24 protein-coding genes, 1 tRNA gene and 1 riboswitch are annotated in these 22,642 nt (G+C 72.9%); of the genes, 12 read left to right on the top strand and 13 right to left on the bottom strand.

Features of this window, described 5'->3' with window-relative positions:
- Positions 1-207 precede the first annotated feature (207 nt).
- The 5 genes from eno (at position 208) to ACYVNR_RS17085 (ending at position 5,349) form a co-directional block, all read left to right on the top strand.
- The gene (eno, locus tag ACYVNR_RS17105; RefSeq protein WP_045191546.1) at positions 208-1,509 is read left to right on the top strand and encodes a phosphopyruvate hydratase; all 1,302 of its coding nucleotides are present in this window, start codon (positions 208-210) and stop codon (positions 1,507-1,509) included.
- A gap of 5 nt (positions 1,510-1,514) precedes the next feature.
- On the top strand, positions 1,515-2,243 hold the full coding sequence (locus tag ACYVNR_RS17100; protein ID WP_458802379.1) for an FtsB family cell division protein: 729 nt from the start codon (positions 1,515-1,517) through the stop codon (positions 2,241-2,243).
- 105 nt (positions 2,244-2,348) lie between these two features.
- Positions 2,349-2,981, top strand: coding sequence for a DUF501 domain-containing protein (locus ACYVNR_RS17095; protein ID WP_461049617.1), 633 nt, complete (start codon positions 2,349-2,351; stop codon positions 2,979-2,981).
- Positions 2,974-3,948, top strand: coding sequence for a Ppx/GppA phosphatase family protein (locus ACYVNR_RS17090; RefSeq protein WP_461049615.1), 975 nt, complete (start codon positions 2,974-2,976; stop codon positions 3,946-3,948). The genes ACYVNR_RS17095 and ACYVNR_RS17090 overlap by 8 nt, the downstream gene beginning before the upstream one ends.
- 9 nt (positions 3,949-3,957) lie before the next feature.
- Positions 3,958-5,349, top strand: coding sequence for a hypothetical protein (locus ACYVNR_RS17085; protein WP_461049613.1), 1,392 nt, complete (start codon positions 3,958-3,960; stop codon positions 5,347-5,349).
- A gap of 27 nt (positions 5,350-5,376) precedes the next feature.
- Here the strand turns inward: ACYVNR_RS17085 and ACYVNR_RS17080 are convergent, their stop codons facing one another.
- The 5 genes from ACYVNR_RS17080 to ACYVNR_RS17060 form a co-directional block, all read right to left on the bottom strand.
- Positions 5,377-6,144: a hypothetical protein gene (locus tag ACYVNR_RS17080; protein WP_461049611.1), complete on the bottom strand. Its 768-nt coding sequence runs from the start codon at positions 6,142-6,144 to the stop codon at positions 5,377-5,379.
- The gene (locus tag ACYVNR_RS17075) at positions 6,141-6,755 is read right to left on the bottom strand and encodes a hypothetical protein (protein WP_045187699.1); all 615 of its coding nucleotides are present in this window, start codon (positions 6,753-6,755) and stop codon (positions 6,141-6,143) included. Before ACYVNR_RS17075 ends, ACYVNR_RS17080 begins: the two co-directional genes overlap by 4 nt.
- The gene (locus tag ACYVNR_RS17070; RefSeq protein WP_461049609.1) at positions 6,752-7,462 is read right to left on the bottom strand and encodes a hypothetical protein; all 711 of its coding nucleotides are present in this window, start codon (positions 7,460-7,462) and stop codon (positions 6,752-6,754) included. Before ACYVNR_RS17070 ends, ACYVNR_RS17075 begins: the two co-directional genes overlap by 4 nt.
- 19 nt (positions 7,463-7,481) lie before the next feature.
- Positions 7,482-9,089, bottom strand: a complete 1,608-nt coding sequence (gene mptB / locus ACYVNR_RS17065) for a polyprenol phosphomannose-dependent alpha 1,6 mannosyltransferase MptB (RefSeq protein WP_461049607.1) — start codon at positions 9,087-9,089, stop codon at positions 7,482-7,484.
- 191 nt (positions 9,090-9,280) lie between these two features.
- Positions 9,281-9,355: transfer RNA gene (locus ACYVNR_RS17060), tRNA-Leu, on the bottom strand.
- A gap of 162 nt (positions 9,356-9,517) precedes the next feature.
- On the opposite strand from ACYVNR_RS17060, the gene ACYVNR_RS17055 reads away from it, so the two are divergent.
- Positions 9,518-10,399: a Bax inhibitor-1/YccA family protein gene (locus ACYVNR_RS17055; protein ID WP_045187692.1), complete on the top strand. Its 882-nt coding sequence runs from the start codon at positions 9,518-9,520 to the stop codon at positions 10,397-10,399.
- A gap of 52 nt (positions 10,400-10,451) precedes the next feature.
- Positions 10,452-10,727: a hypothetical protein gene (locus ACYVNR_RS17050; protein ID WP_461049604.1), complete on the top strand. Its 276-nt coding sequence runs from the start codon at positions 10,452-10,454 to the stop codon at positions 10,725-10,727.
- Between the two features lie 115 nt (positions 10,728-10,842).
- On the opposite strand, the gene ACYVNR_RS17045 is transcribed toward ACYVNR_RS17050, so the two are convergent.
- Positions 10,843-12,066 (bottom strand): acetyl-CoA C-acetyltransferase, encoded by a 1,224-nt coding sequence (locus tag ACYVNR_RS17045; RefSeq protein ID WP_045187688.1) that lies wholly within the window; start codon positions 12,064-12,066, stop codon positions 10,843-10,845.
- A 213-nt stretch (positions 12,067-12,279) separates the two neighbouring features.
- Here ACYVNR_RS17045 and ACYVNR_RS17040 point away from each other — a divergent pair, with 213 nt between their 5' ends.
- The gene (locus ACYVNR_RS17040) at positions 12,280-13,035 is read left to right on the top strand and encodes a hypothetical protein (RefSeq protein ID WP_461049602.1); all 756 of its coding nucleotides are present in this window, start codon (positions 12,280-12,282) and stop codon (positions 13,033-13,035) included.
- A gap of 66 nt (positions 13,036-13,101) precedes the next feature.
- Here ACYVNR_RS17040 and ACYVNR_RS17035 read toward each other — a convergent pair whose 3' ends face one another.
- Positions 13,102-14,307 carry an SGNH/GDSL hydrolase family protein gene (locus tag ACYVNR_RS17035; protein ID WP_082080686.1) on the bottom strand — a complete coding sequence of 402 codons (1,206 nt, stop codon included), beginning with the start codon at positions 14,305-14,307 and terminating at the stop codon, positions 13,102-13,104.
- A 166-nt stretch (positions 14,308-14,473) separates the two neighbouring features.
- Between ACYVNR_RS17035 and ACYVNR_RS17030 the strand changes: the two genes are divergently transcribed.
- On the top strand, positions 14,474-15,844 hold the full coding sequence (locus tag ACYVNR_RS17030) for a cystathionine beta-synthase (RefSeq protein ID WP_045187684.1): 1,371 nt from the start codon (positions 14,474-14,476) through the stop codon (positions 15,842-15,844).
- A 90-nt stretch (positions 15,845-15,934) separates the two neighbouring features.
- Here the strand turns inward: ACYVNR_RS17030 and ACYVNR_RS17025 are convergent, their stop codons facing one another.
- Both ACYVNR_RS17025 and ACYVNR_RS17020 read right to left on the bottom strand, forming a co-directional pair.
- Positions 15,935-16,507: an HhH-GPD-type base excision DNA repair protein gene (locus ACYVNR_RS17025; protein WP_461049599.1), complete on the bottom strand. Its 573-nt coding sequence runs from the start codon at positions 16,505-16,507 to the stop codon at positions 15,935-15,937.
- Positions 16,508-16,519: 12 nt separating this feature from the next.
- Positions 16,520-17,197: an IMPACT family protein gene (locus ACYVNR_RS17020; RefSeq protein WP_461049597.1), complete on the bottom strand. Its 678-nt coding sequence runs from the start codon at positions 17,195-17,197 to the stop codon at positions 16,520-16,522.
- Between the two features lie 120 nt (positions 17,198-17,317).
- On the opposite strand from ACYVNR_RS17020, the gene ACYVNR_RS17015 reads away from it, so the two are divergent.
- Positions 17,318-17,887, top strand: a complete 570-nt coding sequence (locus ACYVNR_RS17015; protein ID WP_461049595.1) for a hypothetical protein — start codon at positions 17,318-17,320, stop codon at positions 17,885-17,887.
- 25 nt (positions 17,888-17,912) lie between these two features.
- Here ACYVNR_RS17015 and ACYVNR_RS17010 read toward each other — a convergent pair whose 3' ends face one another.
- The 4 genes from ACYVNR_RS17010 to ACYVNR_RS16995 form a co-directional block, all read right to left on the bottom strand.
- Positions 17,913-18,290, bottom strand: a complete 378-nt coding sequence (locus ACYVNR_RS17010) for a fluoride efflux transporter FluC (RefSeq protein WP_045187677.1) — start codon at positions 18,288-18,290, stop codon at positions 17,913-17,915.
- Entirely contained in the window at positions 18,287-18,763 is a 477-nt protein-coding gene (locus ACYVNR_RS17005) for a fluoride efflux transporter FluC (RefSeq protein ID WP_461049593.1), read from the bottom strand. The genes ACYVNR_RS17010 and ACYVNR_RS17005 overlap by 4 nt, the downstream gene beginning before the upstream one ends.
- Positions 18,760-19,290: a universal stress protein gene (locus tag ACYVNR_RS17000; RefSeq protein WP_461049591.1), complete on the bottom strand. Its 531-nt coding sequence runs from the start codon at positions 19,288-19,290 to the stop codon at positions 18,760-18,762. The genes ACYVNR_RS17005 and ACYVNR_RS17000 overlap by 4 nt, the downstream gene beginning before the upstream one ends.
- Before the next feature lie 83 nt (positions 19,291-19,373).
- Positions 19,374-19,450, bottom strand: a riboswitch (Fluoride riboswitch).
- 7 nt (positions 19,451-19,457) lie between these two features.
- Positions 19,458-20,147, bottom strand: coding sequence for a sirohydrochlorin chelatase (locus tag ACYVNR_RS16995; protein WP_461049589.1), 690 nt, complete (start codon positions 20,145-20,147; stop codon positions 19,458-19,460).
- Between the two features lie 208 nt (positions 20,148-20,355).
- On the opposite strand from ACYVNR_RS16995, the gene cobA reads away from it, so the two are divergent.
- On the top strand, positions 20,356-21,396 hold the full coding sequence (cobA, locus tag ACYVNR_RS16990; protein ID WP_461049587.1) for a uroporphyrinogen-III C-methyltransferase: 1,041 nt from the start codon (positions 20,356-20,358) through the stop codon (positions 21,394-21,396).
- Positions 21,397-21,497: 101 nt separating this feature from the next.
- Entirely contained in the window at positions 21,498-22,640 is a 1,143-nt protein-coding gene (locus ACYVNR_RS16985) for a uroporphyrinogen-III synthase (protein WP_458802440.1), read from the top strand.
- Positions 22,641-22,642 lie beyond the last annotated feature (2 nt).

The following is a 22,642-nucleotide window of genomic DNA, read 5'->3' as shown; positions in this document are numbered from 1 at the left end:
CCGGGTCGCTCCGTCCGGCGCCCGACGCCACGGGCTACGCTCGATCCCGACACCTGTGCTCGGTGTGCGCCCGGTTCGCAACGTCGCGTCCCGCTCGCACCAGCCGAAGGCCGCCGAGCACCCCGGACCCATCCACCCCCTGCTCGTCGACCTGGCCGGGCCAACCCGGCAGCGCGCCAGCACGAGCAGCACAGCACAGGAGAGCCAGTGGCCAGCATTGAGGAGATTGGCGCCCGCGAGATCCTGGACTCGCGCGGCAACCCCACCGTCGAGGTCGAGATCCGTCTCGACGACGGCACGTTCGCTCGCGCGGCCGTCCCGTCGGGCGCCTCGACCGGAGCCTTCGAGGCGTCCGAGCGCCGCGACGGCGACAAGGGCCGCTACCTCGGCAAGGGCGTCGAGCAGGCCGTCGACGCCGTCATCGAGGAGATCAACCCGCGCCTCGTCGGCTTCGACGCGAGCGAGCAGCGGCTCATCGACGCCGAGATGCTCGCCCTCGACGGATCGGCCAACAAGGAGACGCTCGGCGCCAACGCGATCCTCGGCGTCTCGCTCGCCGTCGCGCACGCCGCCGCCGAGTCCGCCGGCCTGCCGCTCTTCCGCTACGTCGGTGGCCCGAACGCGCACGTGCTGCCCGTCCCGATGATGAACATCCTCAACGGTGGGTCGCACGCCGACTCCAACGTCGACATCCAGGAGTTCATGATCGCGCCGATCGGCGCGCCCACCTTCCGCGAGGCGCTGCGCTGGGGCACCGAGGTCTACCACGCGCTCAAGAAGGTGCTCAGCGAGCGCGGCCTCGCCACCGGCCTCGGCGACGAGGGCGGCTTCGCCCCCAACCTCGAGTCCAACCGGGCTGCCCTCGACCTCATCCTCGAGGCGATCAAGGCCGCCGGCTACGAGCCCGGCCGCGACATCGGCCTCGCGCTCGACGTCGCGGCGTCCGAGTTCTTCGAGGACGGCTCCTACGCGTTCGAGGGCGCGAGCAAGTCGGCCGACGAGATGGTCGCCTACTACGCCGAGCTTGTCGACGCCTACCCGCTCGTGTCCATCGAGGACCCCCTCAACGAGGACGACTGGGACGGCTGGAAGTCCATGACCGACCTGCTCGGCACCAAGGTGCAGCTCGTCGGCGACGACCTGTTCGTCACCAATCCCGAGCGCCTCGGCCGCGGCATCAGCAGCAACACGGCCAATGCCCTTCTCGTCAAGGTCAACCAGATCGGCACGCTCACCGAGACGCTCGACGCGGTCACCCTCGCGCAGACCAACGGCTACCGCTGCATGATGAGCCACCGTTCCGGCGAGACCGAGGACGTCACGATCGCCGACCTCGCCGTCGCGACGAACTGCGGCCAGATCAAGACCGGCGCCCCGGCCCGCTCCGAGCGCGTCGCGAAGTACAACCAGCTGCTCCGCATCGAGGAGGAGCTCGACGACGCCGCGGTCTACGCCGGCGCCGGCGCGTTCCCGCGCTTCGACGCGAGCCGCTTCGGGTCGCAGGGCTGAGCCCGATGGCCGACCGCACGCCGTCCCGCCCGGGTCGCCCGTCGTCGACGGGCCGCCCGGGCGGCGGCGCGCGCCCGGCCGCCGCGCGTCCCTCGGCCCCGCGCAGCACCCCCCGTTCGTCGACGGGTACGGGCAGCACCCCCGCGGCCGGCGCTCGTACCGGTTCGGGACGGTCCACGCCCCGCACGGGTGCCGCCAAGGCGTCGGGCACCCGTCCCGGCCAGTCCCGGCCGGGTGCCTCCCGGCAGAGCCGACCCGGTGCGGGCAAGGAACGCCCGGCGCTCGCCGCCCGCCCGCGCACGCCGCAGGCCACGCCGCCGTCCGCGTCGACGGCCTGGGTGCGTGGAGCGATCCTCCTCGGCATCGTCGTCATGCTCGCCGTGACGATCGTGCCGACCCTGCGTTCGCTCGTGCAGCAGCGCGGCGACGCGGCGGCCTTGCAGGAGAAGGTGGCCCAGCAGCAGCAGACGGTGCAGCAGCTCGAGCGCGAGGCCGCTCTGTGGAAGGACCCCGCCTTCATCGAGGTGCAGGCGCGCGAGCGACTCAAGTTCGTGCGCGTCGGCGACCGCGCCTACACCGTCATCGACCCCGCGGCCAACGAGAAGAGCGCGCCGGCCGCCGAGCGTCCCGTCGTCGCAGCACCCCTGGCCAACTCCTCGGCGCCCTGGTACGGCAAGGTGTGGCAGTCGGTCCAGATCGCCGACCGACCGACCGCAGGCGTCGCGCGCAAGTGACCACGGCCGGCTGCCACCCGCGGGTGGCGCCGGAAGGAGCACACTGGTGCGGCACCGGTCCGAAGGCCCAGCCAGTCCCAGGAGTGAACCCCAAGTGAGTGCCGAGTGAGCGACCCCGCACGTCCCTCCCGTCCCGCCGTCGACCCCGTCGACCCCGCCGACCTCACCGCCGTGGAGCGGCAGCTGGGCCGGACGCCCCGTGGCGTCGCCGAGGTGGCCCACCGCTGCCCCTGCGGCGAGCCCGACGTGCTGCGCACCGAGCCCCGCCTGCCCGACGGCACACCCTTCCCGACGACGTACTACGCCACCTGCCCCCGCCTCACCGGAGCCATCAGCACGCTCGAGACGAGCGGGGTCATGAAGGAGATGACCGAGCGGCTCGGGCACGACAGCGAGCTCGCGGCGGCCTATGCCCGGGCCCACGAGCACTACCTCGCCCAGCGCGCCGAGCTCGGTGACGTGCCCGAGATCGACGGCATCTCCGCCGGGGGCATGCCGACGCGCGTCAAGTGCCTCCACGTGCTCGTCGGACACTCGCTCGCCGCGGGCCCGGGCGTGAACCCGCTCGGCGACGAGGCGCTCGCGATGCTCGACGAGTGGTGGCAGCCGATGTCGTGCGCGGCCCAGCACGCCGCCGAGGACACCACCGACGCCGCCGGCGACACCACCGGGGACACCGCCGGCGACACCACCGGGGACACCGCCGGCACCGCCGCGACGGGCCGCGCCGATGGCTGAGGGCACCGTGCGCGTCGGCGCGATCGACTGCGGCACCAACTCGATCCGCCTGCTCGTCGCCGACGTCGACCCGTCCACCGGCGCCCTCACCGACGTGCGACGCCAGATGGAGATCGTGCGGCTAGGCCACGGTGTCGACCGCACCGGGGTCATCGCCCCCGAGTCCATGGAGCGCACTCTCGCCGTCACGCGTGAGTATGCCGCCGCGTGCCGAGAGCTCGGAGCCGCCGCCGTCCGCTTCGTGGCCACCTCGGCCTCCCGCGACGCGAAGAACGCCGCCGACTTCATCGAGGGCGTGCGCGCCGCCTTCCAGGAGCACTACGGCGACGAGGTGTCTCCCGAGGTCGTGTCCGGCGACGAGGAGGCCGCGCTCTCCTTCGCGGGAGCGACGGGCGGCCTTGCGGCGCAAGGCGTCCCGGGTCCGTATGTCGTGGTCGACCTGGGTGGGGGATCGACCGAGCTGGTCCGCGGCACCGACCACGTCGAGGCCGCGCGGTCGGTCGACATCGGTTGCGTGCGCATGACCGAGCGCCACCTCGTCAGCGACCCGCCCTCCGCGGACGAGATCGCCGCGGCCACCCGTGACATCGACGCGGCGCTCGACGTCGCGGAGTCCACGGTGCCCCTCGAGGGGGTCTCGGCCCTGGTGGGCCTCGCCGGCAGCGTCACGACGATCACGGCGCACCTGCTCCGCCTGCCGGCATACGACCCCGAGCGCATCCACCTCAGCCACGCCCCGGTGGCCGACGTGCTCGCCGCGTGCGACGACCTGCTCGCGATGACCCGTGCCGACCGGGCGGCGCTGCCCTACATGCACCCCGGCCGCGTCGACGTCATCGGCGCCGGCGCGCTCGTGTGGCGGCGCGTCGTCGAGCGCGTCGCCGACCGGGCGGGGATCGCCGAGGTCATCACCTCGGAGCACGACATCCTCGACGGCATCGCCCTCAGCGTCGCGCGCCGACCCTAGACTGCGCCCGTGGACAGGGTGTGGTCAGGGGTGCGCGACGCCTCGTCGGTGGTGGTCGACGGCCTGCGACTGGCATGGCGGCACCTTCCGGTCCTGCTCGTGCTCTTCCTGTTCGGTGCGGCCGTGCGCGGAGGCGTCATCTGGGCGGCCGTGGAGGTGAGTGACCAGCACCCGTTGGTCGCGCAGCTGCTGCTGCCGCTGGCCCCCATCGGCACGCTCGCCGCGATCATCTTCATGCTGCGCACGCTCTCCCCGTCGCTGCGGCACGCGAGCTTCGCGACCGCCCCGGCCACCGGTGACGCGAATGCCGGCGCATCCACTCGGCAGGCGCGACGCCGGGGCGCCGCAGGGGGCCGGCTGGGCCTGCTGGCGAGCATGCTCGTGCCGTTCCTCACCGTCTACTCGGCGCAGGGCTTCCTCGAGGCCGACCGTCGCCAGTTCATCAACCAGGCGGCCTTCCAGGAGTTCCGGGTGAGCGCCGACCTCTTCTACGGCTCCGACACCGGGCCGATGCGTTTCATCATCGGCGACCGGGCGTTCCTGCTCGGCGTCATCGTCGTGGCGTTCGTGCTGCGCCGCCTCATCAACCGCTTCGAGCTCGCCGAGAAGCACACGGGCGTCGGCCTGTTCGCGGCCTACGTCGAGATCTTCTGGCTCTTCTCCCTCGCGGTCTACGCCGACCAGCTGTTCCAGAAGTTCGCCGGCTGGCGCGACTCGCGCGCGTTCACCGTCTGGGCGCTCGACGGCTGGCACCGGGTGGTGGAGGTGCTCGGGCCGGTCGGCGTGCCGGTCAAGGCGGTCGTCGACGCGGTCGCAGGCGTGCTCGCCAACGGGGCCGACCTCGTCGTCGTCCCCATCGCCTGGCTCACCGTCGGGGCCGTGGCCTACGGGCGGCGTGACCGCATCGCCGCGCCGGCCCTCAGTCCAGCCGGCGGCCCGGCATCCGCTGCGGGGGCGGGCGAGGTGCCCGTCGGCAGGTGGCGCCGGTCGGTCGACGCCGTCGCGTCGCGCACCCAGCGCGTGCCGGCTCCGGTGCGCCGGCTCGGCCGCAACGCGACCGCCGACCTGCGTGACCGCTTCCGCACCTTCGCCGACGGCGTACGCCTGCTCGTCGTCGCGGGTCTCGTGCCGATGCTGCTCTTCTGCGTCGTGTTCATGGTGGCGCGCGGCGTGCACTGGGGCGTCGGCGAGCTCCTGCGCCTCGCCCGCGGCCCCGTCGACGCCTCGACGGGCCTCGCCTTCATGCCGTGGTTCAACGTGGCTCAGATGGCCTGCTACACGGTGCTGCTCGTGGGACTCATCGCCGCCGCCGTCGACCGCATCATCATGCGCCGCGACGTGGCGGAGGCGACAGCTGCGCTGACCGCGACGCCCGACGCGCCGGTGCCCGCGCAGGCCTGAGGCGTCGCCGACGTCGCTGGTGCGGGCTCAGCCCTCGTCGGTCGAGGTGATCGGCAGCGCAGCGAAGCGCGGCTCGTCCCACCAGACCCAGACCTGCGTGGGCCGCGCGTCCGCCGGCGTCACGACGTAGGAGTCGACGTCGTAGCCCGCCGGGCGCACCTCGTCGGCCTCGACGACCGGCTGCTCGTCCTTCGGCAGCCAGCCCGGGCCGGGGTGGTCGTCGGGCGTGCACGGCGAGAACGGCTCGGAGGCGTCGACCTCGAAGGCGCGCGACCCCGTCTCCCAGCGGGTGCCGTCCTCGTCGGCCAGGGCGAGGGTGCACCCGGTGAGGATCATGTTCGGGTCGGCCTCGACGTGCAGGGTCACCTTGTGCAGCACTGCACCCGTGGGCAGCGTCACGGGGCGTGGCTCTCCGTCGGAGCCGGGCAGGGAGTCGACGCGGGCGACCGACACGAGCGAGAGAGCCGGGCGGATGGGCCACGCGTGGTGCCCGTCGTCGTACGCGTCGACGAAGTGGGCGACGCCGGCGGAGTCGGGGCGCTGCGGCGCGTGCAGGGCGTCCTCCCACCAGAGCGTTTGCAGGCGCTCGGCGTTGCCGGCGAGAGCGGCAGCGAGGGCGATCGGCAGGAGCACGAGCCCGACCCGGTTGCGGCGCAACCAGCTGCGCCGGCTCGGGGCGACGGTCTCGCTGCCCGTCTCGCTGCCCGTCTCGCTGCCCGTCTCGCTGCCGGTCTCGCTGCCCGTCTCGCTGCCCGTCTCGCTGCCCGTCTCGCTGCCCGCCTCGTCGCTGCTCACGAGAGACCCACCAGCCCGGACGACACGGTCGCCGTGCGGCCCCGTCCCCACGAGCCCGAGGTTGCCGCGTCGACCCCGAGGTCGACGCGGGCGACGTCGTCGAGGCCCTCGTCGATGGCGTTGGTGGACAGCGTGACCGACGCGCCGGGGAGCGCGTCGCGGGGGAGCTCGACGACGGCGGTGCACTCGGCGGTGACCCCGGGCGGCGGGAAGGGGCAGGTCACCCCGTCACGTCCCGACCCGATCGACGTGGCCCGGAAGACGCGGTCGTCGCCCCCGGCCACCTCGGCGACCGCGATCGTGCCCTTCTCCCGCTGCGGCTTCCAGGTGAAGTGCACGACGACGAAGACCGCCTCGGTGGTGACGGGGTAGGCGCCGCTCTCCTCGAGCGTCGTGGCGCCCTCGACCGCCTTGACGGTGAGGTCGCCCGTGCGCAGGGCGATCGGCGTGCCCACGATCCCCTCGCGGACGAAGGGACGTTGGGCCCCGGTGCCGAAGTCGGCGCCGGTCGCCGACGGGAGCAGCGCGTCGAGCGACTGGGTCACCGCGAGGCCGGCGACGACGAGGGCGCCCACGCCGAAGGTCGAGCGGCGCGGCCGCGGCAGCCTCATGAGGCCCGCCGTTCGGGCACGGCGAAGGGGCCGGTCGCGTCGACGGCGGGGTCCTTCCAGCCGAGGTGGAAGTCGAGGGTGTCCTCGCGCCACGTGTGGCCGTTGACGGCGACCGTGAGGCGCTGGGGGAGCGGCACGGCCGCCGACTGGTCCCAGAGGTAGGCCACCGTGTAGGTCACGCCCGGCTGGGCCGTGCCGAAGATCCGCTTCTCGGGCATGGTGTAGACGTACGTGGGCCGGGCCTGCGCCGCCGGCACGAGGGCCGTGTCGCGCGTGGACGCGAAGCCCTGGGCTCCGTCGAGCGAGACGGCCTCGCGCAGCACGTCGTAGTCGACGGTCTCGTCGGACGTGTTGAGCACGGTCGCCTCGACGACGACGAAGCGCCCTCGGGTGGGCTCGTCCGGGTAGATCCGTCGGTCGCTGTCAGAGCTGTCAGCGCTGTCAGCGCTGTCGGGGGAGTCGGCGGCCTCGGGGAACGCCGTGACCCAGTACGCGTCCTTGACGGTGACGGTGAGCGGCTCGGTCTCCACGGGGACCCCGGCGGTGACGGTGCCGGCCGGGTCGGTGTCGACCTCGCGCAGGCCCCCGAAGAGCCCCGAGACGAGCAGGACGGCGAGGAAGCCACCCGTCAACAGGGCCAGCGGCGGCAGGTCGAGCGCCCAGCGCCGTGCGCGCGCGACGAAGCGCTCCCCTGTCTCCCTGACCACGCGCCGATGATAGCCAGCGTCAGGCGCGTGGGAGGGCTACGGCGAGCACCGGCTCGTCGGACTGCTCGTGCACGCGGCGACGGTGGGCGCGGAGGCGGCCCGCCATCCAGAGGGCGGCCGAGACGCCGAGGGCCCACGTGCCGTTGGACACGGTGGCGTCGACGACGCCGTAGGTGACGAAGAAGAGCGTTGCGAAGACGACCGCCCGCATGTGGACCGCCGACAGCCGGACGGCCGCGAGGAGCACGCCACCCCACAGGAGGTACCACGGGTGGATGACCGGGCCGGAGGCGCACAGCACGAGCATCGCGGCGGCCGTCGCGAGCACCGGGTTGCGTGGGGCCACCCGCCACGTGATCCAGGCGATGCCGGCCAGGCCTGCGGCGAGGCCGATGGTCTGGGCGATCGGGACGGGGGCAGCGGCCACGCTCTCGGGCATGCCACCGACGCGCATGAGCCATTCGACGACGCTGCCGACGAAGGTGGGCGGCGAGAGCATCGAGCGCAGCGAGACCGGCACCGAGAGGTTGGGCACCCAGCCCCAGCCGAGACCGGTGAGCTGGGTGATGGTGGCGAAGGTGACCACCATGACGCCGCCGTGGACGAGGCCGTGGCGCACCATCGCACGCAGCCGGGCCGCGGCACCGGGTGCGAGGTCGCTCTGCGCCTGCAGGGCCATCCCGACGATGCCGATGAGCGCGAGCACAGCCGTCTGCTTGTAGGTGGCAGCGGCGGCCAGGGTCATCGACGCGACGACGAGCTGCCCGCGGCTGGCGAGGAGCAGGGCGAACGCGACGAGTGCGACCATGACGGCGTCGCCGTGGGCACCGCCGATGAAGTGCATGATGACGAGCGGGTTGAGCACGCCGAGCCAGAGGGCGTGCCGGCCGCTCACGCCGTAGCGCTCCGCGAGACGTGGCAGGGCGTAGGCGAGCAGCCCGACCGCGAGCAGGGCCGGGACGCGCATGGCGACGGCGGCGGCATACGCGTGGTCGGGGAAGACCTGGACGACGGCGTGCTGCACCTGCAGCGCGAGCGGACCGTAGGGCGCGGGGGTCTGCACCCACATCGGGTCGACCTGGTCGGCGAAGGGCCCCGGCACCCAGAAGGGGCCGACGGCGTACGGGTCCATGCCGCGGGAGACGATCTTGCCCTGGGCGGCGTAGCTGTAGGCGTCGCGGCTGAAGAGCGGCGGCGCGAGCATGATCGGCAGGCTCCAGAGCAGCCACGCGAGCGACGGCGCCTTGCGGCCGTGGACCGGGCGCATCCGCAGCCAGGCGTCGACGAGGAGCGCGAGCCCGACGGCGAGCAGGACCGTGGTGACGACGCGGCCGGCGCCGGTGCCGAGCCACTCGAGGCCGAAGCGCCCGATGAGGGGCGAGACCGGCGTCTCGAACGTGTCACCGGGCAGGAACGCCGGGCTGATCGAGCCGGCGGCGACGAGCGAGGTGCCCACGGTGCCCCGGCGGACCATCGGGTCGGCCCAGCTGCGCTGCAGCGCAGCGGTGAAGCGGGCGGCGAAGTCGGCTCCGAAGTCGGCGACCGCCCCGGTGAGGGTCGGACGAGTGGTCCCACCCGTGCGTGAGGGAGCAGTCGTCGTCGCCCCCGCGACACGATGCTCCAGCACCCGCTTGCTCCTTCGGTTGAGGGGACCGCGTCGCCGACGCGGCGCAGGCCCTGGAGGAGCGACGGATCAAGCCCCTGGACCTCGTTCTCGGCCGCCATTCTAGGTGGAGCGGCGTGGTGGGTGCCGAGCCACGCCCAAGGGGTGGGCGCGGCCGTTACCGAACCGTGCCCGGACGACCGTCCCTGTCCACGTACCCCCGGAGGGACTCGAACCCTCACCGTTGGCGATTTTAAGTCGCCTGCCTCTGCCGATTGGGCCACGGGGGCGCGGGCCCCAGTATGCCGTTCCGCCGTGCGGGCGACGTCCCGGCCGCCGCGTGTCCGGGGGCTCCGGGAACCTATCGGTGGGGTGCGTTCGCTTACTGTTGGGGACAGTCGTCACGCCCATGAGCGGGTCGTGGCACCCAGTGCTTCGAGGAGCGCACTCACATGGCAGGTGGAAACCCGGTCTTCGACCGGCTGAACAAGCAGATCGAGAAGGAGCGCTACGCCGGTTTCGGCGCTCCCCAGGGCAGTCCGCAGCAGCCGGGCGCCCCCACGCAGGCCGCGACCACGGGTTACGCAACCCAGGACGCGATGTCCGCGCAGCAGCTCAACGACATGTACGCGCGCCAGAGCGCCGGCCCGGTCGACACCGGCCGCGTCACGCTCGACGACGTCATCATGAAGAGCCTCGGGCTCTTCGCCCTCCTGGTCGCCGCAGGAGCCGTGACGTGGGTGATGGTGTCCGGTTCGCCCGGCCTCGCCCGCCCGATCTGGCTCGGTGGCATGGTCATCGGTCTCGTGCTGGGCCTCGCGATCGCCTTCATGAAGACGGTCTCGGTGCCGCTCATCGTGCTGTACTCCGCGGTCGAGGGCGCGTTCCTCGGGGCGTTCAGCTACACGATCAACACGATCCCGAACTACAAGGGCGTCGTCCTCATGGCGGTGCTCGCCACGGCCTGCACCTTCGCCGGCATGTACGCCGCCTACGCCTTCGGCCTCGTCAAGGTGAACAGCCGCACCCGGCGCATCTTCACCTTCATGGTCATCGGCTACGCCCTCTTCATGCTGCTCCAGCTCGTGCTCCAGTGGACCGGAGTGCTGGGCGGCTGGGGCTTCGGCGGCAGCGGCATGCTCGGCATCGGCCTGTCGATCCTCGGCGTCGGCCTCGCGGCCTGGTCGCTGGCGTTCGACTTCGACTCGATCGACCACGCGGTGCGTCTCGGTGCCCCGGCCAAGTACTCCTGGCTGCTCGCGCACGGACTCATCGTGTCGGTGGTCTGGCTCTACATCGAGTTCGTCCGCCTCTTCGCGCGTCTGCGCGACTGACCGCGTGACCCCTCCGGCACCTCCTCGCGCGGGTTCGCCGACCCCGCGGGAGGTGTCCGACGAGCTCCGGCGCGTGGTCGAGCGGTGGCACCAGCTGCCGCTCGACCACGCGCTCTCGCGTATGCCGGCCGTCCGCCTCGTCGTTCAGCAGCTCGCCGACCGGGTGGCGGGCGCGCGAGGGGCGCCATCCCGGGACGTGCCGGACCTCGGCCCGGCTGTCGTGATGGACCAGCTGGCCGTCATGGTCCACGACCTGTTCGTCACCCGGCCGGGCACCGACCCGGCCACGGTCGCGGCCGATCTCGCCGGCATACGCCACTCCCTCTGACCATCGAGAAAGCAATCCGTCCGCGGTCCACGTACATCGAGAAGGCAATCCGTCCGCCCCGGATCTCGGATGAACCGAGCCCGGAGGCGGACGGATTGCTTTCTCGATGGGGGCGTCAGCTGAGGCGCTCGAAGATGACGGCCATGCCCTGGCCGCCGCCGACGCACATGGTCTCGAGGCCGAACTGGCCGTCGGTCTCGCGCAGCGCGTTGATGAGCGTGCCGGTGATGCGCGCGCCCGTCGCGCCGAACGGGTGGCCGATCGCGATGGCGCCGCCGTTGACGTTGAGCTTGTCGTAGTCCATGCCGATCTGGTCGGCCGAGCCGATGACCTGCGCGGCGAACGCCTCGTTGATCTCGTAGAGGTCGATGTCGCCGATCGAGAGCCCGGCGCGCTTGAGCGCGAGGTTGCTCGCCTCGACCGGGCCGAGGCCCATGATCTCGGGCGAGAGGCCGGTGGCGGCGGTCGAGACGACGCGGGCGAGCGGCGTGAGGCCGAGCTCCTTGGCCTTGGTGTCGCTCATGACGACGAGGGCGGCGGCGCCGTCGTTGAGCGGGCAGCAGTTGCCGGCCGTGACGGTGCCCTGCTCGCGGAAGACAGGGTTCAGGCCCTGGACCGCCTCGAGGGTGACACCGGCGCGGGGGCCGTCGTCCTTGGTGACGACGGTGCCGTCGGGCGTGGTGATGGGCGTGATCTCCCAGTCGAAGAAGCCGCGCGCGATGGCGGCCTCGGCGCGGTTCTGCGAGGTGACGCCCCACTCGTCCTGGCGCTCGCGGGAGATGCCGTACGCCGTCGCGACGTTCTCGGCCGTCTGGCCCATCGCGATGTAGATGTCGGGCAGGTCGCCCTGCTCGCGCGGGTCGGTCCACGTCTCGTTGGACTCGGCGATGCGCTTGGTGCGCTCCTGCGCCTCGGCGAAGCGGGGGTTCTGCGCATCGGCCTTGGCGCCGCCCGCGCCGGCCCAGTCGGTGTACTGCGACACGCACTCGACGCCCGCGGAGACGAAGATGTCGCCCTCGCCGGCCTTGATGGCGTGGAAGGCCATCCGGGTGGTCTGGGCCGAGGAGGCGCAGAAGCGGTTGATCGTCGCGGCCGGCGTGGCGTCGAGCCCGAGCAGGGTGGCGACGACCTTGGCCATGTTGGAGCCGTGCTTGCCCGACGGCTCGGCGCAGCCGAGGTAGAGGTCCTCGACGAGCGTCTTGTCGAGGCCGGGGACCTTGTCGAGCGCGGCCTGGATGACGGTGGCGGCGAGGTCGTCGGGGCGGACCTCCTTGAGCGAGCCCTTGAAGGCGCGCCCGAACGGCGAGCGGGCGGTCGAGACGATGACGGCTTCGGTCACGGGGGTTCTCCTGCTACTTCATCGGGAGGGATCCACTAAGCGCTTGCTCAGTCCGTCGATGGTAGGACGTCCTCGCACCTGTTGGACAGGGCACCGCCCATGACCTGTGTCTCGCCGCCACCCCGCTAGGCTGACCGGGTTGTCGGTGCTCGCCAGCGCCGGCCCGGTCCGGAGGCTCACCCGGACCTCCGACGATCAGGGGGCACCACCCACATGAAGACCTTCACGACCCGCGCCGTCGCCGTCTCCGGCGCCATCGCGATCAGCTTCGGCGCGGCCGCGTGCTCGAAGTCCGAGACCCCGGCGACCGGTTCGAGCGGCACCACGCCCGCCGCGAGCTCGTCCACCTCGACCACCTCGGCGGCGAGCGACGCCCCCGAGGCGTCCGAGATCCTCAGCAAGGCCAAGACCAGCGCTCTTGCGGCGAAGTCCGGCGCCTTCGTGGGTCAGGTCGACCAGAGCGGCAAGACGATCAAGATCGACTTCAAGGGCACGAGCGACGGTAAGAACGCCGACATCACCATCGACATGGAGGGTGACGGCAAGGCCCGTGTCATCTCCCTCTCCGACGCCGTCTACATCCAGGCCGACGCCGAGTTCTGGAAGAAGCAGGGTGCTCCCGCGTCGGTGCAGAAGGCCGGCAACAAGTTCATCAAGGCCCCGACCTCGGCCGGTGCCATGACCGAGAGCCTCAGCCTCAAGACCTTCCTCGAGAAGGCCTTCGGCGCCGTGACGCCCAGCCAGCTCGCTAAGGACGTCGCCACCGAGGACGTCAACGGCGTGCCGTGCTGGGTGCTCACAGACAAGAAGGGCAAGGCCGAGGGCGCGCTCTACGTCTCCAAGGACAAGTTCGAGGTCGTGCGCTTCACCGGCTCGTCCGACAGCCCGGGCCAGCTCGACTTCTCCAAGTGGAACGAGGACCTCGGCATCAAGGCGCCCGCCGCCTCCGAGATCATGAAGATCGGCTGACCCAGCCGTTCGCACTCCCACGAAGGGCCCGTCCGCAGCACGCGGACGGGCCCTTCGCCGTCGTGGCTAGCGCGCGACGGTGTCCCGCGTCGGGCTGTCCTCCGAGGCCGTCTCCGCCGAGGCCGTCTCCTCTGAGGCCGTCTCATCCGAGGCCGTGTCCTCCGAGAGGGTGTCGTCGCCGGTGGGCTCGGCGGTCGCGCCCCGGACAGGACCGGCGTCCGGTCCGGCGGCGTCGACGGGGGGCGCCGCGGGTTCGCCGAGGCCGGGTGGCGCGTGCAGCGGCACGGCCGGACGGATGCGGTGGAGCAGTACGGCCCATCGGCCCTGGGCGCCACGGGCCTGCCCGTCGACCTCGGCCGGCGCGACCTCGGTGCCGGGCTGGGTGACCGCCCGCATCGCGGCCTTGGCGACGGGTCCGACGCTCTCGCCGCGCCGCAGGTTGGGCTCGGTCGGCGCGCTCCGCTCGCCGAAGAGGTCGAGCGCGGCACTGACCGTCGGGAGCAGGGCGGCCGCGACACGGGCGTAGCCGGCCGGGCTCGGGTGGAAGCGGTCCTTGCTGAACATGACGGTGGGCTCGGCGGAGAAGGCCTCACTCAGGAGGTCGCCCACCGACACCGCCCGGCCACCGGCCTCGACGACGGCGACCGTCTGGGCGGCCGCGAGGTCTCGCGACCAGCGGCGGGCGAGCAGCCGCAGCGGCTGCGGCACCGGCTCGATGGCCCCGAGGTCGGGGCACGTGCCGACGACGACCTCGGCGCCCGCCTCTCGGAGCGACCGCACGGCCATCTCGAGGTGGCGGACCGCGACCGAGGTGTCGATGCGGTGCGTGACGTCGTTGGCGCCGACCATGATGACGGCGACGTCGGGCTCCGGCACGGCGGCCAGGCCACGCTCCACCTGCTCGTCGAGGTCGGGCGACTCGGCGCCGATGACCGCGACGTTCGTCAGTTCGACGGGCCGTCCGCTGAAGGCGGCGATCCCGCTCGCGATGGTGGCGCCGATGGTCTGGTGCGGGTGGTCGGCACCCATCCCGACCCCGGTGGAGTCTCCGAGCACGAGGAACTGCACCGGCAGGCCGTGGCCGGAACCGTAGGTGCCGCTGTCCTCTGGAGCGCCCTCGAACGGCTGCCCGACGATCCGCCGGGCCATGTGGGCCTCGGCGCGGAGCAGGCCGTAGCCGAGGAGGCTGAGGGCTCCGAGGCCCGCCACCCCCACTCCGCCGCCGTAGGCCGCCTGCTGGGCGATCCTGCGCGCGCGCCGTGCACGCCCCATCTCGAAGGCTCCCTTCCGCTGCCGTGGTCGCTCGACCGGGTCCACCACGGTAACGCCCGGGGCCCCTGCGGCGTGCCCGGTTCGGGGTGGTTCGGGCCTCGGGCGTGTGCCCACCCGCCCACCCCGCGTGTCTCGACCAGTGGGACGCCCCTCTTAGGATGGGCGGGTGAAGTATGCAGAGAACGTCGCCGACCTCGTCGGAAACACGCCCCTGGTCAAGCTCGGCTCGGTCGTCGCCGACGCGGGGGTGAGGTGCACCGTCCTGGCGAAGGTCGAGTACTTCAACCCCGGCGGCTCGGTGAAGGACCGCATCGCCCTGCGCATGGTCGAGGCCGCGGAGCGCGACGGGCTGCTGAAGCCGGGCGGCACCATCGTGGAGCCCACGAGCGGCAACACGGGTGTGGGCCTGGCCCTCGTGGCCCAGCGCAAGGGCTACAAGTGCGTCTTCGTCTGCCCCGACAAGGTGAGCCAGGACAAGCGCGACGTGCTCAAGGCGTACGGCGCCGAGGTCGTCGTCTGCCCGACGGCGGTCGAGCCGGAGCACCCCGACTCCTACTACTCGGTGAGCGACCGCCTCGTCCGCGAGATCGACGGCGCGTGGAAGCCGAACCAGTACTACAACCCCGAGGGCCCCAAGAGCCACTACCTGACCACCGGGCCGGAGATCTGGAACGACACCGACGGCAAGGTCACGCACTTCGTTGCGGGCGCCGGCACGGGCGGCACGATCAGCGGCACCGGCAAGTACCTCAAGGAGGTCAGCGACGGCGCGGTGCGCATCATCGCCGCCGACCCCGAGGGCTCCGTGTACTCCGGCGGAACCGGCCGCCCCTACCTCGTCGAGGGCGTGGGCGAGGACTTCTGGCCGGGCGCGTACGACCCGTCGGTCGTCGACGAGGTCATCGCGGTGAGCGACGCCGACTCCTTCGAGATGACGCGCCGCCTGGCCCGCGAGGAGGGCCTGCTCGTGGGTGGCTCGTGCGGCATGGCCGTCGTCGCCGCGCTGCGTGCGGCCAAGGACCTGCCCGAGGACGCCGTCGTCGTCGTGCTGCTGCCCGACTCGGGCCGCGGCTACATGAGCAAGATCTTCAACGACGAGTGGATGCACTCCTACGGCTTCCTCAACGACCACACCGAGGAGACCGTCGGCTCGGTGCTGCACACGAAGTCGGGCGACATGCCGGCCCTGGTGCACACGCACCCCAACGAGACGATCCGCGACGCCGTGCAGATCCTGCGCGAGTACGGCGTCTCGCAGATGCCGGTCGTCAAGGCCGAGCCTCCCGTCATGTCGGGTGAGGTGGCGGGGTCGGTGAGCGAGCGAGTCCTGCTCCAGGCCCTCTTCACCGGTCAGGCGCACCTCGCCGACTCGGTCGAGAAGCACATGGAGCCTGGGCTGCCGCTCGTCGGCGCCGGCTCGCCCGTGTCGGCGGCCCGCAAGGAGCTCGAGGACTGCGACGCGATCCTCGTCGTCGAGGACGGCAAGCCCATCGGTGTCCTCACCCGTGCCGACCTGCTCGGCTTCCTCGCCGACTGACAGTCACTCACGGTCGCCGACCACGTATGCCGCTGGGCTCGCTTCTGCTCGAAGCGAGCCCAGCGGCATACGGACGGAAGCTCTTGCGGCTCAGGCGTCCTGGGCTGCTTTGGCGCTGGCCTTCTTGGCCTGCTTGAACTCCCGCACCTTGAGCAGCGAGTCGCCGTCGACGACGTCGGCGACCGAGCGGTAGCCGTCGAGGGCGTAGTCGCCGGCCGCAGCCTCCCAGCCCTCGGGACGCACGCCGAGCTGCTTGGCGAGCAGCGCCACGAAGATCTGCGCCTTCTGCTTGCCGAAGCCGGGCAGCTCCTGCACGCGCTTCAGCAGCTCCTTGCCGGTGGTCGCCTCGGTCCAGAGGCGGGTGACGTCACCGTCGTAGCGGCTCTCGACGAGGGCGGCGAGCTCCTGGAGGCGCGCGGCCATGGAGCCGGGGAAGCGGTGGATCGCCGGTGGCGTGCTCGCCATCGCCTTGAACTCCTCGGGGTCCGCGGCCGCGATGGCGGCCGGGTCGAGCGTGCCGAAGCGGCTCAGCACCTTGTAGCCGCCGCGGAAGGCGTGCTCCATGCCGTACTGCTGGTCGAGCATCATCCCGACGACGACGGCGAACGGGTGCTCGTCCAGCACCTGGTCCGCGGCGGAATCGCCCGCGATCTGGAAGCTCATGCAGGCATGCTCTCACGCGTCTGCGCCGGGTCGGCCTCGGCTCGTGCCCTGCTCGACCCAACGTGACGGGCCCCGTGTGACCCGTGCGGATCCCGCGGTCAGGGAGGCGACCAGACCCTCGACAGCAGCCTGCACCCCCGGCACGAGCGCGAGGTGCAGCCCGAGACCGTCGGCCGTCCACTCGGCCCCGGTGACGTCGACGCCGACGTGCCCGCGCAGCGCGTTCTCGACCCGTGGCCCGTCGGCCGCGCCGACCTCGACGACGAGCCCCTCCCGCAGCTCCATGGTCAGGAGCGGTGCCTGCCCGAGGGCCGCCGCCACCGCGTCACCGTAGGCCCGGATGAGACCGCCCGTGCCGAGCAGGGTGCCACCGAACCACCGCGTGACGACGGCGACGACGTCCGTGAGGCCGCGGCCCCGCAGCACGTCGAGCATCGGGGCGCCCGCGGTCCCCGACGGCTCGCCGTCGTCGTTGCTCCGCACGGTCGCCCCGTCGGCACCCAGCACGAACGCCGTGCAGTGGTGCCGGGCGTCCCGGGTGCCCGCGCGCACCTGCTCGATGAAGGCACGAGCGGTCTCCTCCGTCGTCGCGGGCGCGGCGTCGCACACGAACCGGGAGCGACGCACCTCGATCTCGGCCCTGGCGGGCGACGCGAGGGTCAGGTAGCTGCGTGGCGGGCTCAGCGGCATACCTTCTCTCGGGCGGGAGGACCCCTCGAGTATGCCGGGCGTCCGGGGAGGGCTCCCCATTGCGTGCCGGCACGTGGTCGGGTGAGGATTGGTCCGGTTTGCAGGGGTGAAGGGAGATCTGTGTTCTCGAAGGGTGCTGACGTCGACGCGCTGCGCGACTCGGCGGGACGCATGGCGTCGTTCGGCAACGAGATCGACGTCGTGCGGGCTCGCGGCCAGCGGGCGGTGTCGACGATGCAGCGGGTCTGGCAGGGGCGCGACCTCCAGCACCTCGTCGAGAGGTGGCGCCGGGTCGAGCACGACCTCACGCGCATCAGCGCCGACTTCGACCGGCTCTCGCGTCGCCTCCACGACAACGCCGACCTGCAGCACCGCTCGAGCGGGCGCCCCAGCCACTCGTCCAGCCACTCGTCCGGTCACTCGTCCGGTCACTCGTCCAGCCACTCGTCCAGCCACTCGTCCGGTCACTCCTCCGGCCACGCGGTGGGGCAGCCGACCGGGGTCGGCGCCTCGTTCGTCGCAGCGGCCGGGACGCCGCAGGCGCACACCGCGACGGGCTGGGCCCAGTGGATCGGTCTCGGGCAGGCCTTCGAGCTGCAGCACGGCGTGGCCGCCGGTTGGTACCACGTGGTCCCGTCTGCAGCGGTCGGTGCCACTGCCGCCCACCAGCTCGGGTTGCCGATCCGCTGACCCCGGGCCGGGGGCGCGGACCAGCTCAGGTGAGGCCGCCCAGCCAGAGACCCAGCGCGGCGGCCGCGACCGAGCCGACGAGCGTCGCCGCGGCGTAGCCGATGCCCGTGCTCCGGCCCTCCGCCAGCCACAGCCGCACGGTCTCGACCGACGCCGTGCTGAACGTGGTGTAGCCGCCGCAGAACCCGGTGCCGAGGACGGCTCGAAGGGTCGACCCGGTCGAGTCCGGTGACCCCGCCGTGAACGCCGCGGTCAGGACACCCAGGAGCAGCGAGCCGGTCACGTTGATGAGAAGGGTGCCCAGCGGCATACGGAAGGGGTTGTGCCGGGCGACGAACGCGTCTGCGACGAAACGGGACACGGCGCCGAGGCCGCCGGCGAGGGCGAGCAGCAGCATCGTCATCGGCGAGCCCCCACGGCGTTGCGGGCGAGGCGGCGCGCGGCCGCGATGCCGGCGACAGCGGCCGCCGCACCGAGCACGACGCCGGCCGCCGCGTAGGCGACGCCGATCGCGACCGACCCCGACGTCAGGCGCTGCACCGTCTCGACGGCAAAGGTGCTGTAGGTCGTGAAGCCGCCGAGCGCCCCGGTCCCGAGCGTCAGCCGTGCGGCCCGGCGCCGGCCGGTGTCGTCTCCCGTCCGGGCGAGGGTCTCGAGCAGCAGCCCGAGCAGCAGCGAACCGACCACGTTGATGGACAACGTCATCCACGGGATCCCGCCGGCGTCGGCGGGCACGGCGTTCTCGAGCGCCGCCCGCGCGCCGGTGCCGAACGAACCGCCGACGAAGATGAGCGCCAGCAGGCCGGGATGCCGGTGCGCGGCCCGTGCCGGTTGCGCCGCCGAGGTCGTCGTCCGTCCGGGATCCCCGGCGCTCACTCCCACGGTGCCGGGCCCTCCCAGTCGACGACGCTGACCGGCACGACGACCACGGGGCGGTGCTGGCGGTGCGAGAGCTGCATCGGCACCGAGCCGTTGACGAAGTCGGCGATGCGGCGGTGGTGCCCGACGTGGGTGCCGACGACGAAGGCCGCGGCGTCGACGGCGCGCGCGAGGTGAGTCAGTGCACGGTCCGGTCGGCCGGCGAGGTAGCGGAAGTGCCAGGGAACGTCCTGGCCGTCCATCCACTCGCGCACCGTCCGGAGCAGGGCGTCCTCACGCTCGGGCCAGAGCTCGTCGTCGAGGTCGGGGTCGATCGGCAGGTGGCGGACCGTACCGTCCGGGTGCTCGACGTCGGCGTAGCGGGACGTGTCGACGTGGGCGAAGTAGATGGCCGAGGCGCCCGTCGCGCGGGCCAGCGACACCGCCGTCAGTGCGACGAGCGGTGCCTGGTCGGCGACCACGCCGACGACCAGCGGGTGACCGGCGAAGTCGGTCAGCCGCGAGGGGTCTGGCTGGGGTGGCACTCGCTGTCCCATCGGGGGTCTCCAGTCACTGGGTGACGGGCGCGGCGGCCAGGCCCGCCCGTCCTCGCGGCGACGAGCACCGCGCACGGACAGGAACCATCAGCCGGCCGGCGGTTCGGGCACTCGAGGTGACCTGGCGGGATCCATCGCCGAGCACCACCCTAGCGTCACCCGTCGTAGCGCTCGAGGACGATGTCGACGAGCTCGTCGGGGGCGGGCTCGTCGGGCACCAGGAGGGGCGGCGTGACGACGTCGGCCCCCGCCCTCGCCGCGAGGTCGGCGAAGAAGCCTGGGGCCAGCAGGTAGAGGGCCACGACGACGCGACGGCCCGGAACGCGTTGCGCCCCAATCGCATCCGCAAGTCTCGGTTCTGCAGCCGACAGGAACGCTGCGGTGACGGGTCGGCCGAGGAGGCGACCGAGCTGCTCGGCGACACGGCGGCAGTCCTCCACCGCGGACGGCTGCGACGAACCTGCTGCGGCGAGCACGACCACGTCGTCGTCGGCGAGGCCCGCGGCCTCCAGCCTGCGCCGCAGCAGCTCGGCGAGCCGGTCGTCCGGCCCCAGGGCGGGGGCGACCGTCGTGCCGGGCACCGACGCCGCGGCCTCGGTGAGGTCGACGTAGACGTGGTAGCCGGCCGAGAGGAGCAGGGGGACGAGACGGCCCCGGTACCCGTCGGCGAGCGAGGCGAGCACCGCCGACGGTTCCGGTGGCTGGACGTCGACGTAGGCCGCGCGCACCCTGAGGTCGGGCCTCCGGGCCGCGACGGCTGCGACCAGCCCGCCGATGGCAGACCGGCCCGCGGGTGACGACGTGCCGTGGGCGGCCGCGACGAGCACAGGAGCTTCGCGGGTCATGGCGCCACTCTGTCAGGTGGCGCCGGCATCGGCGCTGGTGGCTCACGACCGAGTGGGCCGGCGTGGCAGCGGCGTGCGGTCGCACTCTCGCCCGGGGCCCGGGTGAGCCCATCGTTACCAGCGCATCGCGCGATGGAAACGCGGCTGAAACACGCGCTTCCTACCGTGGTGGGCACGCGAACCCGAGCTGCGACGGAAGGAGTCCGCGGTGCTGATCGACACCGACCTCACCGATGTCCCCGTGCTCGTCGTGGGACCGTCCGGTGCACTGCCTCCCGTCGTACGCCGCTACTCACGGGCGGGCGCCGTGGTGACCACCGCCGCCTCGTCCGACGCAGTGACCCGCCAGGCGTGCGCGGGTGTGCGCCTGGGGGTGCTCGTCGGCCCCGCCGTCACGTGGTCCGCCGCTCGGGAGGTGCTCGCGGCGACCTGCGTCGTCGTCAGCGAGACCCTCGGAGCGGAGAGCCCGTCCGGCGGTCGCGTCGTGCTCGTGGGCGCGGGTCCCGGGGGTCTCGAGCTGCTCACGCTCGCCGGGGTCCGCGCCCTCGCCGAGGCCGACGTCGTGCTCACGGACCGCCTCGCGGAGGTGGGCGACGTCGCCGCCCTCGCGCCGGGTGCCGAGGTCATCGACGTCGGCAAGCGCCCCGGTCACCACGCCGTGCCGCAGGCCGAGATCGAGCGCATCATGGTCGAACGGGCGCAGGCCGGCCTCGTGGTCGTGCGTCTCAAGGGCGGCGATCCCTACGTCTTCGGCCGGGGCGGCGAGGAGGTCCTCGCCGCGGTGGAGGCCGGGCTGCCCGTGACGGTGGTGCCCGGCGTCACGTCCGCGGTGGGCGTGCCCGGGGCGGCCGGCATACCCGTGACGCACCGCGGCGTCAGCCACGTCTTCACCGTCGTGTCGGGACACCTGCCGCTCGAGCCGCACCAGGCTGCCTCGCTCGCCACGCTGGGTGGCACCGTCGTCTTCCTCATGGGCATGCACAACCTCGTGCCGATCACCACCGCTCTCGTACGCGCGGGCCTCGCCCCCGACACCCCGGCGGCCGTCGTCGAGCGCGGCTTCACGCCCGACCAGCGCAGCATCGTCGGCACCGTGGACACCTTGGCCGACCTCGCCTCGCGTGAGCGCGCCGCGTCGCCGGCGGTCATCGTCGTCGGTGACGTCGTGCGCCAGTCCGACGTGTGGGCGCGACGCGCGGGCGCCGAGCGGCGGGCGGGCGTGAGCCCCGCGATGGGCGCCGTCGGGTGAGCGGCGACGCGGGGCGCCCTGAGCCGGCGCCCGAGAACGAGGCGCAGGGCGGCGCGACGACCCCGCGTCGGACCCACCCGCGTACGGCCTGGTCGACCGAGCTGAACGGACCCGACCCCGAGAGCGCTGACGCCGTGCGCCCCGAGGCGACGGGCCCGGTGCTCACGGGCTTCCGCATCGCGGTCACCTCGGACCGTCGCTCGAGCGACCTCATCGACGCGTTCGCACGACGCGGCGCGGAGGTGCTGCACGCCCCGGCCGTCCGCATCGCTCCGGTCGAGGAGGACGAGATCCTCATCGGCGACACGAGGGCGGTCATCGAGTGCCGCCCCGACGTCGTTGTCGTCACGACGGCATACGGCTTCCGCCGGTGGATCGAGGCCGCCGACGCAGCCGGCCTCGGTGAGGAGCTGTCCCGCACCCTCGACGACGCGCGGATCATCGTGCGCGGACCCAAGGCCCGCGGCGCGGTGCGCGCCGCCGGCCACGACGACGACGGCATCGCCCACGACGAGCGCACGGCCTCGACGATCGGCCTGGTGCTCGACGCCGGCGTACGCGGCAAGCGGGTCGCGGTGCAGCTGCACGGGCACGAGGACGTCGAGCAGCTGGAACGGCTGCGGACCGCGGGGGCGTCGGTGCTGACCGTCGCTCCCTACCGCTGGGTGCGACCCACCGACGAGAGCCGGCTCGGCCGCCTCGTCGCCGCGGTGGCAGCCCGCGAGGTCGACGTCGTGACCTTCACGTCGGCACCCGCCGTGGACGGGCTCGTCTCAGCCGCAGCGCAGCTCGGCATGGACGGAGTGCTCGTCGACGCGCTGCGGTGCGGCGTCACCGCCGCAGCCGTCGGACCCGTGACGGCTGCGCCCCTGCTCGACCTGGGCATCACGCCGATCGTGCCCGACCGGTTCCGCATGGGCGCGCTCATCCGCACCGTCATCGAGCACCTCACCGTCAACGGCGTCGAGCAGGTGCAGACGGCCCTCGGTCCGCTCCTCGTCCACGGCCGCCGGGTGACCTTCGGCGGACAGACGGTGACCCTGGCTCGAGGCCCTCGCGCCATGCTCGCGGCACTGATGTCCGAGCCGGGGGCGGTGCTGAGCCGCGAGCGCCTGCTCGACGAGCTGCCCGACGCGGAGAACGAGCACGCTCTCGACATGGCGGTCAGCCGCCTGCGGTCGGCCCTGCCCGACCGGCACCTCGTGCAGACGGTGGTGCGACGCGGCTACCGCCTCAACGTCTGAAC

The organism is Terrabacter koreensis, assembly GCF_054783315.1.
The sequence above is the reverse complement of the archived record's forward strand: the minus strand, read 5'-3'. Positions and strand labels throughout refer to the sequence as shown.

Coding starts and splice junctions, on each gene's coding strand:
- ACYVNR_RS17100 (WP_458802379.1), top strand. CDS start 1,515: ATGGCCGACCGCACGCCGTCCCGCCCGGGTCGCCCGTCGTCGACGGGC.
- ACYVNR_RS17090 (WP_461049615.1), top strand. CDS start 2,974: ATGGCTGAGGGCACCGTGCGCGTCGGCGCGATCGACTGCGGCACCAAC.
- ACYVNR_RS17075 (WP_045187699.1), bottom strand. CDS start 6,755: ATGAGGCTGCCGCGGCCGCGCCGCTCGACCTTCGGCGTGGGCGCCCTC.
- ACYVNR_RS17055 (WP_045187692.1), top strand. CDS start 9,518: ATGGCAGGTGGAAACCCGGTCTTCGACCGGCTGAACAAGCAGATCGAG.
- ACYVNR_RS17040 (WP_461049602.1), top strand. CDS start 12,280: ATGAAGACCTTCACGACCCGCGCCGTCGCCGTCTCCGGCGCCATCGCG.
- ACYVNR_RS17035 (WP_082080686.1), bottom strand. CDS start 14,307: ATGGGGCGTGCACGGCGCGCGCGCAGGATCGCCCAGCAGGCGGCCTAC.
- ACYVNR_RS17025 (WP_461049599.1), bottom strand. CDS start 16,507: ATGAGCTTCCAGATCGCGGGCGATTCCGCCGCGGACCAGGTGCTGGAC.
- ACYVNR_RS17020 (WP_461049597.1), bottom strand. CDS start 17,197: ATGCCGCTGAGCCCGCCACGCAGCTACCTGACCCTCGCGTCGCCCGCC.
- ACYVNR_RS17010 (WP_045187677.1), bottom strand. CDS start 18,290: ATGACGATGCTGCTGCTCGCCCTCGCCGGCGGCCTCGGCGCCGTGTCC.
- ACYVNR_RS16995 (WP_461049589.1), bottom strand. CDS start 20,147: ATGACCCGCGAAGCTCCTGTGCTCGTCGCGGCCGCCCACGGCACGTCG.